This window comes from Rhizobium sp. CB2179 (assembly GCF_057653455.1).
The window spans coordinates 3,735,701-3,748,318 of the sequence record NZ_CM172781.1; the positions used below are offsets into that span (position 1 = coordinate 3,735,701).

Annotated in this window: 11 protein-coding genes; 3 read left to right on the plus strand and 8 right to left on the minus strand. The window is 62.7% G+C overall.

What is annotated here, in order from left to right:
• Nucleotides 1-4: 4 nt before the first annotated feature.
• Entirely contained in the window at nt 5-1,243 is a 1,239-nt protein-coding gene (locus AC244Q_RS18540; protein WP_113548448.1) for an RNA polymerase sigma factor, read from the plus strand.
• A 110-nt stretch (nt 1,244-1,353) separates the two neighbouring features.
• On the opposite strand, the gene AC244Q_RS18545 is transcribed toward AC244Q_RS18540, so the two are convergent.
• The 3 genes from AC244Q_RS18545 to AC244Q_RS18555 form a co-directional block, all read right to left on the minus strand.
• A complete protein-coding gene (locus tag AC244Q_RS18545) occupies nt 1,354-2,385 on the minus strand; it encodes a peptidoglycan -binding protein (RefSeq protein WP_017995114.1) in 1,032 nt (343 codons plus the stop codon).
• 3 nt (nt 2,386-2,388) lie between these two features.
• A complete protein-coding gene (locus AC244Q_RS18550; RefSeq protein WP_113548447.1) occupies nt 2,389-3,495 on the minus strand; it encodes a MotA/TolQ/ExbB proton channel family protein in 1,107 nt (368 codons plus the stop codon).
• 112 nt (nt 3,496-3,607) lie between these two features.
• Nucleotides 3,608-4,408 (minus strand): inositol monophosphatase family protein, encoded by an 801-nt coding sequence (locus AC244Q_RS18555; RefSeq protein ID WP_113548446.1) that lies wholly within the window; start codon nt 4,406-4,408, stop codon nt 3,608-3,610.
• 218 nt (nt 4,409-4,626) lie between these two features.
• On the opposite strand from AC244Q_RS18555, the gene AC244Q_RS18560 reads away from it, so the two are divergent.
• On the plus strand, nt 4,627-5,205 hold the full coding sequence (locus AC244Q_RS18560; protein ID WP_017995117.1) for a TetR/AcrR family transcriptional regulator: 579 nt from the start codon (nt 4,627-4,629) through the stop codon (nt 5,203-5,205).
• A 74-nt stretch (nt 5,206-5,279) separates the two neighbouring features.
• On the plus strand, nt 5,280-6,020 hold the full coding sequence (locus tag AC244Q_RS18565; RefSeq protein WP_113548445.1) for a 3-oxoacyl-ACP reductase family protein: 741 nt from the start codon (nt 5,280-5,282) through the stop codon (nt 6,018-6,020).
• An 82-nt stretch (nt 6,021-6,102) separates the two neighbouring features.
• Here AC244Q_RS18565 and AC244Q_RS18570 read toward each other — a convergent pair whose 3' ends face one another.
• The 5 genes from AC244Q_RS18570 to AC244Q_RS18590 all read right to left on the minus strand — a co-directional run bounded on the left by AC244Q_RS18570 (nt 6,103) and on the right by AC244Q_RS18590 (nt 12,569).
• Nucleotides 6,103-7,200 carry a protein-glutamate methylesterase/protein-glutamine glutaminase gene (locus AC244Q_RS18570; RefSeq protein WP_113548444.1) on the minus strand — a complete coding sequence of 366 codons (1,098 nt, stop codon included), beginning with the start codon at nt 7,198-7,200 and terminating at the stop codon, nt 6,103-6,105.
• A gap of 61 nt (nt 7,201-7,261) precedes the next feature.
• On the minus strand, nt 7,262-8,119 hold the full coding sequence (locus AC244Q_RS18575) for a CheR family methyltransferase (protein WP_012758900.1): 858 nt from the start codon (nt 8,117-8,119) through the stop codon (nt 7,262-7,264).
• 30 nt (nt 8,120-8,149) lie between these two features.
• Entirely contained in the window at nt 8,150-8,632 is a 483-nt protein-coding gene (locus tag AC244Q_RS18580; protein ID WP_012758901.1) for a chemotaxis protein CheW, read from the minus strand.
• Nucleotides 8,629-10,437 (minus strand): methyl-accepting chemotaxis protein, encoded by a 1,809-nt coding sequence (locus tag AC244Q_RS18585; protein WP_128406019.1) that lies wholly within the window; start codon nt 10,435-10,437, stop codon nt 8,629-8,631. The genes AC244Q_RS18580 and AC244Q_RS18585 overlap by 4 nt, the downstream gene beginning before the upstream one ends.
• Nucleotides 10,438-10,646: 209 nt before the next feature.
• Nucleotides 10,647-12,569: a HAMP domain-containing methyl-accepting chemotaxis protein gene (locus tag AC244Q_RS18590; RefSeq protein WP_442137938.1), complete on the minus strand. Its 1,923-nt coding sequence runs from the start codon at nt 12,567-12,569 to the stop codon at nt 10,647-10,649.
• Between the last annotated feature and the right edge of the window lie 49 nt (nt 12,570-12,618).

The window sequence follows — 12,618 nt, forward strand, 5'->3', positions numbered from 1 at the left end:
GGCAATGCAGCCCGATGCCGGACGCGCTGCCGAAAAGGTGGCGCGTCAGTCGTACGGCAAGCTGATCGCCTTCCTCGCCGCCCGCTCGCGTGACGTGCCGGCGGCAGAGGATGCATTGTCGGAAGCGTTGGCTTCGGCCCTTCGCGTCTGGCCGGAGCGCGGCGTTCCCGGCAATCCGGAAGCCTGGCTGCTGGTGGCTGCCCGCCGCAACCTCATGCAGGCGGCCCGCCACCGCACCGTCGAGGCCAATGCGCAAACGACGATATCGGTCGCCTTCGAGGAGGCGGAGGAACGCATGAACGCGGCCGGCAGCGCCGTCTTTCCCGATGAGCGGCTGAAGCTGCTCTTCGCCTGCACCCATCCCGCCATCGACTGCTCCGTGCATACGGCGCTGATGCTGCAGACAGTTCTCGGCATCGAGGCAAAGACCATCGCCCGATCGTTCGTCGTTTCACCCGAGGCGATAGGCCAGCGGCTGGTGCGGGCCAAGCTGAAGATCCGCGATGCCGGCATTCCCTTCGCCGTTCCGCCTCGCCCCGCGTTGCCGGGCCGGTTGGCGGCGGTGCTTTCGGCGATCTACGCGGCTTACGGTCTTGGCTGGGACGGTCTTGACGGAGAGAACGAACGCCATTCGCTCGCCGGCGAGGCGATCTGGCTCGGCCGCGCGCTACTGGCGGTACTGCCGGACGAACCCGAAGCTGTCGGCCTGCTCTCGCTGATGCTTCACTGCGAAGCCCGCCGCAGCGCCCGGCGCGACGGTAGCGGCCGATATGTGCCGCTGGACGAGCAGGATACGGCTGCGTGGAACGCAATCATGATTGCCGAGGCGGATGCGCTGCTGCGCAAGGCCGGCAGCTTCGACCGTTTCGGCCCCTTCCAATGCCAGGCAGCGATCCAGTCCGTGCATGCAGCGCGCCGGCTATCGGGAACGACCGACTGGCAGGCGCTGACGACACTCTACGCGGCGCTGGTGATGATGAAGCCGACGGTGGGTGCGCGCGTCAGCCAAGCTGCGGTGATCGGCAGGGCCTTCAGCGCCGATGCCGGCCTGGAGCGGCTCGACAAACTCGATCCGCGCGACGTGGCAGCCTATCAGCCTTACTGGGCCGTGCGTGCCTATCTTCAGGCGCAGGCCGGCGACAATGCCGCCGCAGCCGACGCCTATATGACGGCGATCGGCCTCAGCGACAGCCCCGCCGTGCGCGACTTTCTCGCCGGCCGGTTAAAGGGTGTGCAGCGGTAATGTCAGCCCCCTGCATAACTCCTTAAATCGGAATCGATTTAAGGAGTTATGCAGCCATTCAAAGTGTTTCGGCGTCCTTTGCGCGTCTTCGAAGAGGCGCGGCGCTGAAATCATTTCTCGGTCAGCTTCAGCTCGATGCGGCGGTTGGTAGAGCGCGCATCCGGCGTTTCGCCCGGCGCGATTGGCTGGAACTCGCCGAAGCCGGCGGCAACCAGCCGGTCGGCCGGCACGCCTTGTGCGATCAGGAACTTAACGACCGAAATCGCGCGCGCCGAGGAGAGCTCCCAATTGTCGCGATAGCGGCCCGTTCCGGCAAGCGGCACATTATCCGTATGGCCGTCAACGCGCAGCACCCAATTGATCTCCGGCGGAATTTCCTTGGCGAGATCGAGAAGGGCCGCGCCAAGCTTCGCCATCTCGGTCTGCCCTTCCGGGTTGAGATCGGCGCCGCCCGAGGGAAACAGCACTTCCGACTGGAAGACGAACCGGTCGCCGACGATGCGGATATTTTCGCGGTCCGAGAGGATCTCCCGCAGACGGCCGAAGAAGTCGGAACGGTAACGGTTCAGCTCCTGGACACGGGCGGCAAGCGCCACGTTGAGGCGGCTGCCGAGGTCGGCGATCTTGGTCTGCGAGACCCGGTCTTTATCCTCCGACGCCTGAAGGGCTGCTTCGACGGCGGCAATCTGGCTGCGAAGCGCTGCGATCTGCTGGTTTAGCAGTTCGACCTGGCTGAGCGCTCGTTCGCTCACCTGCTTCTGCTCGTCGAGCTCCTGCGTCATCGAGCCGATCCGCTTCTGCGCCGCATCCTGACCGCCCGAACCGGCACTCAGCAGCGCTTGCAGCCGCGACCGGTCGCCTTCGGCGCTGGCAAGCGAGGCCTGCAGATTGGCGACCGAATCCTGGAGATCCTGGTTGCTGCCCTTTTCCAGCGCAAGAAGCTGCGTCAGCTCGTTGATCTGGCTGTTAAGACGATTGAGCACCTCATCGCGTCCGGTGATCTCACGGCTGAGTATGAACTGCCCGACGACGAAGACCGTCAGCAGGAACATGATGGAGATGAGCAGCGTCGACAGCGCGTCGACGAAGCCCGGCCAATAATCGACCGTGCGTTCGCGGCGCCGGTTGCGGGCTAGAGCCATGGCTTACTTGCCCTCGCTCTTTTCTGCCTGGCTGGCGCGGTCGCGCAAACGCTCGCCCCTCTCGCCTGCGCGCTCCTGCACGCCGATGCGTTCGGCAAGCCGGTCGAGCGTGCGGCGCATCGCCTTCGCCTCGTCCTGCTGTGCCTCGATCCAGTCGCGCAGCATCTGCTGCTCGTTGCGCATGTTCTTGACGAGGCCTTGAATGCCTTCGGCAAGGCTCGCCATGGCGGCGACGGAGCGCTGGCTGCCGGCACCACCCTCTTCCGAGACCTTGCGCAGATAATCGGAGAGCGCGCGCATGTCGTCCGACGAAGCGCCGGAAACCGCGTCGAGAGCCGGGGCAAGATGATCGGAGCCGACATCCGTCACCGAGGAGAGCCAGTTTTCCAGCTCCATATAGAAGCGGTTTTGCGCGCGGCCGGCCTGCAGGTCGAGGAAGCCGAGAATGAGCGAACCGGAAAGGCCGAGCAGCGAGGAGGAGAAGGCCTGGCCCATGCCCGAAAGCGGCGTGGAAAGGCCTTCCTTCAGCGCCGAGAGCACGTCCCCGGTGCCGTTCGAACCGGCATCGAGCGACTGGATGACAATGCTGATCGAACCAATCGTGCCGATGAGGCCCCAGAAGGTGCCGAGCAGGCCGAGGAAGACCAAGAGGCCGATCAGGTAGCGTGAAACGTCGCGCGATTCGTCGAGGCGGCTGGCAATCGAATCGAGGATCGAGCGCAGCGCCGTCGTCGACAGCGACGCTGAGGACTTGCGGCTGCCGAGCAGCGCCCGCATTGGCGCAAGCAGCCGCGGATTGCGGTTGACCTTGTCGACGCTGCCGGCGGCGCGGAAGGAATTAAACCAACGCACCTCGGGGCGAAGCGCCAGTACATGGTTGAAAACAAGGATGATTCCGACCGCGAGAACGCCGACGATCAGGCCGTTGAGGCCCGGATTGTGCATGAAGGCGGTCTGCGTCTGGCGGAAGAGGATAGCGGCGATAAAACCGACGATGACGAGGAAAAGCAGCATCGTCCAGAGGAAGGGCATGGGGCTCGAAAGCCTGTTGGCATAAATGCCCGTCGTCTTTTCGGTGGAGCCGATCTCCGCCACATTCACATTTTCCATAGGTTACGCAGCCTCCGGATTCCCTGCTGGCGGAGACTAGAACAACATTGTGCCGAATTGAAGTATGCCGGGGAGAAAACCGTGACTTTACAACAGCCAGATTTTCGTTCGGTCACTTGGCGGGAACCGGCCGCTTGACGACTTCGATCAGCGCCTTGTGGATGATCTCGTTGCCGGCGACGATTGTGCCGCTCTCCAGCATCGTCGCGCCACCCTCCCAGTCGGTCGCGAAACCGCCGGCTTCACGGATGAGCAGGATGCCGGCCGCCACGTCCCAGGGCGCCAGTTCCGCTTCCCAGAAACCGTCGAAACGCCCGGCCGCGACATAGGCGAGATCAAGCGTCGGCGAACCCAGGCGGCGGATGCCTGCCACTTCGCCCATCACGTGACGAAGCTCGACCAGGAACTTGCCGTGATTGCGCTTGCCAAGCGCCGGCACGCCACAGCCGATGACGCAATCCGACAGCGCCCGGCGCGCGGCGACGCGCAGGCGCCGGTCATTGAGGAAGGCGCCGCCGCCGCGCTCGGCGGTATAGAGTTCGTCGGTCGCCGGATTGAAGACGACGGCGGCGACGATCTCGCCATTGCGTTCGAGCGCGATCGAGACAGCGAAGGCCGGGATGCCGTGCAAAAAGTTCGTCGTGCCGTCGAGCGGGTCGACGATCCAGCGATGCGCGCCGTCGGTGCCCTTGATTTCCTCGCTTTCCTCGCCGAGGAAGCCATAGGTCGGACGCGCCTTGAGCAGCTCTTCCCTGACGATCTTTTCGGCCTTACGGTCGGCGGCGGAAACGAAGTCGCCCGGTCCTTTCACGGAAACCTGCAGGTTCTGCACTTCGCCGAAATCACGCCCCAGCGACTTTCCTGCCTTGAGGGCAGCCTGAACCATGACATTGAGAAGAGCTGAACGGGCCATCGGCGCATTTTTCCTTGGGACTGATACGGGGCGCGCGCGCTGCCAGGGGCGGGAAGTGTCCCTGACCATGCATGACAGGCAGCGCTGCGAAGATTGGCGGCCTCAAGACCACAAAATCAGGGAAATTTCAAGGGGACGCACGCATGGCTGCCCTGCGGCGTCGGAAACTATTCATTTTATTCTGGACAGACCAGTCCAATAAGAGTAGAAGCCTGGTCATGGCACGACACAAGGAATTCGATCGCGACACCGCCCTTCATGCCGCCATCGGCGTATTTACCGAGCATGGCTATGAAGGCACCTCAACCGAGGAATTGCTGACGGCGATGAAGATCAGCCGCCAAAGCATGTACGACACCTTCGGCGACAAGCGCGGTCTCTATCTGGAAGCGCTGAAGCGCTACAATGTGGAGAGCATCGATAAGATCATCGCCGATCTTCGCCACGACGGTCGGCCGATCGAGGCGCTGGAAGGTGCTCTTGTCGCTTTCGCCTCGCGTCCCGCTGCCGAGGCCCGGCGCGGCTGCCTCGGTGTCAGCGCCATCTGTGAATTCGGCCGCTCCGATGCCGAGGTCGCAGCTCTTACGGACAGCGCCGGCCGCGCGCTTCACGCGGCGATCGAAAGCCTTCTCGCTGAGGCTCGCAGGAGCGGAGAACTCGCAACAGAGATCGATATCGCCGACGCCATTCCGTTTCTCGGCGCTGCGCTGTCGGGCATGAAAGTCAGCGCCCGAAACGGCGCCCAATCCGAGACGCTCCGCGGTATCGCACACATGGCAATCAGAAGCCTCCGCTGACGAACGGACAACTCCGAACTGACCTTTCCATGAGCAATTCTAGACTGATCAATCCAGAAACAAAGGAAACCTGCATGTCTCAACCCCTTTCCACCAAGATCGCCCTCGTCACCGGCGGCTCGCGCGGCATCGGTGCCGCTATCGTCCGAAGGCTCGCCGCTGATGGCGCCGCCGTCGCCTTCACCTATTCCAGCTCGGAGCACAAGGCGAAGGCGATCGTCGCCGAGCTGGAGGCTGCTGGCGGCAGGGCGCTGGCGATCCGGGCCGACAGTGCCGATGCGAAGGCCGTACAGGATGCCGTCGCGTTGACAGCCGGGCATTTTGGCGGTCTCGACATTCTCGTCAGCAATGCCGGCATTCTCATCCTCAACCCGCTCGACGACTATTCGCTCGAAGATTTCGACCGGATGTTCGCCGTCAACGTCCGCGCTGCCTTCGTCGGCATCCAGGCAGCGGCAAGACACATGAAGGAAGGCGGCCGCGTCATCACCATCGGCAGCGTCACCGCCGATCGCAGCGGCTTTCCAACCTCCGCAGTCTACAGCATGACGAAGGGCGCAATCGCCTCGATGACCCGCGGCCTCGCCCGCGATCTCGGCCCACGCGGCATCACCGTCAACAACATCCAGCCCGGCCCGACGGCGACCGACATGAACCCCAATGAGGACGATCATGAGCGCCTCAAGCCGCTGATGGCACTTGGCCGCCTGGGTGAGGACCGCGAGATCGCCGGCCTCGCCGCCTATCTCGCCAGTGCCGAGGCCGCTTTCGTCACCGGCGCCAGCCTGACGATCGACGGCGGTTATCTCGCCTGAATAGGGAATTTGCAGGGCTGTAACCAAAAACCGGCGGCATCCTGCGATACCGCCGGCTTCAGCCGGTTCCGTTGAAACCGACTTAAAACTTCTGCTGCGTTATCAAAACTTCGCGAGCGATCTGATCGAGCGGCAGGATACGGTCGACGCCGCCTTTGGCGATCGCCTCCTTCGGCATGCCGAAAACGACTGAACTCGCCTCGTCCTGCGCCACCGTGTAGGCGCCGGCCTGATGCATTTCCAGCATGCCGCGCGCGCCGTCGTCGCCCATGCCGGTCATGATGATACCCATGGCGTTCGAGCCGGCCGAGCGCGCCGCCGAGCGGAAGAGCACGTCGACGGAAGGCCGGTGTCGCGAAACCAGCGGCCCGGTCTTGACGCTGACATAGTAGCGCGCACCCTGGCGCTCGAGCAGCACGTGCTTGTCGCCTGGCGCGATCAGCACATGGCCGCGCAGCACCGGATCGCCATCGACGGCTTCCTTGACCTCGACCTCGCAAAGCCCGTTCAGCCGCTTGGCGAAGGCGGCGGTGAATTTCTCCGGCATATGCTGGACGATCACCATGCCCGGCGCGTTGGCCGGCAGTTCCTCCAGGAACTCGCGCAGCGCTTCGGTGCCACCGGTGGAGGCGCCGACGCAGACGACCATCTCCGTTGTCTTCGCCATGGCCCGCCCCGTCGGTGGCGGCAGCATCACATCCGCCGTCAGCTTCTTGGCCGGCCCCTCCGCTGAGGCGGAGCGGATGGTTCCGGCAGCGCGGCGGACATTGGAAAGCCGTGCATGCGAGGCGCTCTTGACGACTTCGCGAATACGCATCGCATCGTCGGAAAGGCTGTCGGCAGCCCCGATCTTCGATTTCAGGATGACGTCGACGGCGCCGGCCTCCAGCGCCTGGAGCAGCGTTTCCGATCCCGCCTCCGTCAGCGACGAGCACATCACGACGGGGATCGGCCGCTGCGACATCAGCTTGCGCAGGAAGGTGATGCCGTCCATGCGCGGCATCTCCACATCGAGCGTGATGACATCGGGGATCTCCTCCTGCAGTTTCCGCGCCGCCATGAAGGGGTCGGATGCCACCGCCATGATCTCGATATCGGGATCCTGCTCCAGCACATGGGTCAGCGTTTGGCGGATACTGGCGGAATCGTCGATGATGAGAACGCGGATTTTCTTAGCCATGAATGCCCCTAATGCATGCCGTCCAGAAGTGCGCAGCGGTTTTGGGATGACGCAATGCGCTTTAGATACGCTGAAACACCGTATTCGAGACCTGCTTCAACGGCAGATCGAAGCCGGTGATTGATTCAGAATGGCCGATGAACATGTAGCCGCCCTTCGCCAGGCAGGCACAGAGGCGGTTGAGAACACCGGCCTGAGTCTGCTTGTCAAAGTAGATTAGCACGTTGCGGCAGAAGATGACGTTCATCAACTCGCCGATCGCGTATTTCTCGTCCATCAGATTCATGCGGGCAAAACCGATCTTGCTGCGCAGTTTCGGCGTGATACGCACCTCCCGCCGACCCGGCTGCTTGGCTGTCAGCACGTATTTGCGCTGCAGATCGCGCGGCACAGGCGCGATCAAATCTTCCGGGTAGATGCCCCGGCGCGCCGTCTGCAGCACATCAGTGGAAAGGTCGGTCGCCAGAACGCTGTAGGAGACGTCGTTGCGGCCTTCGGCGAATTCCGCCAGCACCATCGCCATCGTGTAGGGTTCCGCTCCCGTCGAGCAGGCCGAACTCCAGGTGCGGATGGTCCGAACGCCGCTATTGACAATCATTGGCAGCGCTACCGTCTGCAGATAGTCGAAATGCTTGGCTTCGCGGAAGAAGTCGGTCTTATTCGTCGTCACCACGTCGATCAGGTAGACGGTTTCCTGGTCGAGGCCGTCATGATTGAACAGGAAATCGCAATAATCGTCGAAGGTCGCATGGTTGGTTGCGCGAAGGCGGCGCCTCAACCGCCCTTCGAGCATCGTCAGCTTGGTCGGCGGCATCTTGATGCCGCTATAATCGTAGATGAACCGGGCAAGCTTATCGAAATTGCGCTTGCTGATCCGGTCGCCCGGCAATTGGGTTTCCACCGCTGCTGCCATACTCATAGAATGCAGTACTCCGAGTTGATGCGCGGGTCAGGCCGCCGATTGCAGTACCGAGGCGTCCTCGCGCGACAGCAACCGTGCAAGGTCGATGATGACGACGAAGCCGTTTTCACGGCGAACGACGCCGGCGATATAGTCCGAGCGCCAGCGCACGCCGATATCAGGCGCCGCCTCGATCTGCTCGTGCCGGAATGGCGTGACTTCGAAGACGCGATCGGCGACGAGGCCAAGCGTCAGCAGCCGGTTTTCCATCGGCACGTCGAGGACGAGCACCCGCGTGTGCGGCGTCGGCACGGTCTTCGTCATGCCGAGCTTCAAGCGAAGATCGATCGTCGGCACGCCCTGCCCGCGCACGTCGCGCAGGCCGAGCAGATAGTCGGGACCATTCGGAATCTTGAAAGCTTCCGCATAGTCGAGGATTTCCCGTACCACCTCAACCGGCACGGCGAAAATCTCCTCGCCGAGGCTGAAGGTCACGAATTGCGCTTCCAAAGATGTCGTGGCCATGATCATGCGCTTTCCTTGAATTCGGCATCCCCATCATCGGGACCGCCCATGGAGAGATCGAGAGCGAAGCCTTTCGCCCGCGCCTGCTGGCCGGCGACGCTGTTGGCGGCCGGCTTCTTGGGCGTAGACTTGCGGCCGGCGGCGGGAGCCGGGCTGCGAACCGTCATCCTGGCGGCCGGCGTGCGGGACTGGCGGTTGCCTGCAGTATCGACCTTGAAGAAGGCGATCGAGGCCTGCAATTCTTCCGCTTGAGTCGCGAGCTCTTCCGAGGTTGCGGACATCTGCTCGGAGGCGCCGGCATTCTGCTGCGTCACCTTGTCGAGCTGCTGGATCGCTTCGTTGATCTGCGAAGCGCCGACATCCTGTTCGCGGCAGGCGGCGCTGATCTCGGAGACCAGTTCCGCCGTCTTGCGGATATCCGGCACCAGCCGGCCAAGCATGTCGCCCGCTTCCTGAGCGGCCTTGACGGTATCGCCCGACATCGAGCTGATTTCGGCAGCAGCCGACTGGCTGCGTTCGGCAAGCTTGCGCACTTCCGAAGCCACCACCGCAAAGCCCTTGCCGTGTTCGCCTGCACGAGCAGCTTCGACGGCGGCATTGAGAGCCAAGAGATCGGTTTGGCGGGCGATTTCCTGGACGATACCGATCTTCTCGGCAATGGTCCGCATCGCCTGTACGGCGCGCGTCACCGCGTCCCCGCTGGCTTCAGCATCCTTGGCCGACTGGCGGGCGATCTTTTCGGTCTGGGCGGCGTTATCGGCGTTCTGCTTGATGTTGGCGGCCATCTGCTCCATCGAGGCGGAAGCCTCTTCGGCCGAAGCCGCCTGTTCGGTGGCGCCCTGCGATACCTGCTCGGAGCTCGAGGACAGTTCCTGGCTGCCGGCCGAAACATTTTCTGCGGCAGCCGCCGCATCAGAGACGACACCGCGCAGACGCTCGACCATCTGCTCGAGCGCAATGCCCAGCATGTCCTTGTCAGAAAGCGGCTTCGGCGACACGGTCAAGTCGCCGTTCGAGATCTGGCTGGCGATACCAGCAGTGCTGCGAAGATTATCCGTCATGACGTTGATCGTGTTCACCAGGTCCTTGATCTCGTCGTTGCTGTTGATCTCGGCCTTCTGGTTCAGGTCGCCGGTGGCGACGGCGTTGGCGACGTTCATGATCTTACGCAGGCCGCTGTTGATGCCGAGGGCGATCCACAATGCGGCGGCAAAAGCGATGACGGAGGCGCCGACGGCGATGCCGATCAGCAGGTTCCTGGTGGAACCATAAAGGGTTTCGGTATCGTCATCGGCCTGCGCCATTGACTTCTGCTGCTGCGCAACGAGCGCCGCGAAGACGTCTTCCAGTTCCGTAACGAGGGCGCGAACCTCTCCCGACGACAGGGCATTGGCCCCTGCCCTGTCACCACTTTCCTGGATGGAGGCGACTTTGTGGGAGCCCTCGGTGAAACGCTTGGCCAGTTCGATCAGCCTATCCCACGTGGGCTTGCCGTCGACAGTTGCAAGCTGTTGGCCACTCACCGCATAGGCCAGCATTTCGTCCATGCTCTTCGCCGAGTTCTGGTAGTTCTTCCTGGCCACTTCGGGATCCATTTCCAGAAGGGCATTCTTCTGCCAGCGAATGGCACTGAGCTCCGCAGCTTTTGCTTCCAGGGCCAGTTCCAGGCTTTTTGCAGGACCCGCGACAAGGTTGCCGACGGCGTCGTTCAGTGTGCTGAGGCTGATGATCCCATACACCGCGCTGCCCACCAGCAACAAAATGACGAAGCCGAACGCGGCCGCGAGCTTAAGCTTGATCGTGATACGCATCTCAATATCCTTTGTGAGAGCGACGTAATAAGTGTGAACCGGCTATTCCTTGGCGCTGCGTCATGCAGCAAAACCTTCCGGCGGACGAAGACTGCCCACGGATCTCCGTGCCGGCACCCGCAGGCGCCGGAAGCATGCCTCGCGGGCGCATTAGCTGGCCCGCGACGAGTGCGACGCGATAGCGCTTAAGCGCTTTCCCCAGGGGAGCGCTATGCGCTCTCCCGGAATTCCTCGTCGACCGTGTCGGGACCGCCCATCGACATGTCGAGGGCAAAACCCTTCACGCGGGCCTGCTGGCCGGCCACCGTATTGGCCGGCGCCTTGCCAGCCGGTTTGCGAGGTGCGGCGGGAGGCCGGTTGCGGACGGTGAGTTTTGCAGCCGGCGCACGCTCGCGGCGACCGCCTGCCATGTCGACCCTGAAGAAGGCAATCGACGTCTGCAGCTCTTCAGCCTGGGAGGCGAGTTCCTCCGAGGTTGCCGACATCTGCTCGGAGGCGCCGGCATTCTGCTGCGTCACCTTGTCGAGCTGCTGGATCGCCTCGTTGATCTGGGCCGCCCCGATATCCTGTTCGCGGCAGGCGGCACTGATCTCGGAAACCAGCTCGGCCGTCTTCCGGATATCGGGCACCAGCCGGCCGAGCATATCGCCGGCGTCGGCGGCAGCCTTGACGGTATCGCTCGACATCGAGCTGATTTCGGCGGCAGCCGACTGGCTGCGTTCGGCAAGCTTGCGCACTTCGGAGGCGACCACTGCAAAACCTTTGCCATGCTCACCCGCACGAGCCGCTTCCACGGCAGCGTTGAGGGCGAGAAGATCGGTCTGGCGGGCGATTTCCTGGACGATGCCGATCTTCTGGGCAATCGTGCGCATCGCGTCGACAGCGCGGGAGACAGCCTCGCCGCTGGCTTCCGCATCCTTCGCCGACTGACGGGCGATCTTTTCGGTCTGGGCGGCATTGTCGGCGTTCTGCTTGATGTTGGAGGCCATCTCTTCCATCGAGGCGGAAGCCTCTTCGGCGGAAGCCGCCTGCTCCGTGGCGCCCTGCGACACCTGCTCGGAGCTTGCCGAAAGTTCCTGGCTGCCGGAAGAGACGTTCTCGGCGGCCGATATCGCATCGGCAACGACGCCGCGCAGCCGTTCGACCATCTGTTCGAGCGCGATGCCCAGCGCATCCTTGTCGGAGAGCGGCTTTGGAGACACCGTCAGGTCACCGTTTGCGATCTGATCGGCGATGCCGGCGGTGGTCCGCAGGTTGGAGATCATGCTCTGCATCGCGATGCCGAGCGCATCCTTGTCCGAAAGCGGCTTGGCATCGGTGCTGAGGTCACCCATGGCGATCTGGTCGGCAAGTGCTGCCGTGGCACGCAGATTGGCAGTCATGGCATTGACCGTATTGATGAGATCCTTGATCTCGTCATTGGTCGTGACATCGACCTTCTGGTTGAGATCGCCGATCGCGACGGCGTTTACGACGGTCGTGATCTTCCTCAAGCCATTGTTGATTCCAAGCGTGATCCAGAGCGCAGCACCGAGCGCGATGAGCACTGCGATGCCGGAAGCAGTGGTGAGGATCAGCTTCGTTGAGGTGTAGAGATTGGTGTTCGATTGGTTAGTCGCCTGCATGCCCTTGCGCTGGATCTCGATAAGAACGGAGATCGCATCGCCCATGTCGTCGGTCATCGTGCGCAAGTCACCGAGCGAAAGCGCCAGCGCTCCGGCCTGATCGCCACTGGCATCCAGCTGCTGCAGCTCAGCGGATCTTTCACGAAATTTTGCGCCGATTGTCTGCAGCTTCTCCCAATAGGGCTTGCCCTCCGGCAGGGCGATGGCGTAGCCGGCATCGACAGCATCAAGCATTGTCTGCAGATGCTGGTCTGCCTCCTTATAGAAACCTGCAGCGGCTGTGGGATCCGTCGAGAGCAAGGCGTTCTTTTGGTAACGGATGGCGTCGACTTCGGCAATATTGGCGTTGAGGGCAAGTTCCAGACGGCGTACCGAGCCGTCGATCATCTTGCCGTTAGCCTCGTTCAGAGTGCCGAGGCTCAGGCTTCCATAAACCGCAATGCCGATCAGCAGCAGCGTCATGATGCCAAAGGCAAGACCCAGTTTGAGTTTAATGGTGAAACGCATGTGATACCCCCGATTTGCGGTCAAAACGAATGGAGAGACATGTCCCCTT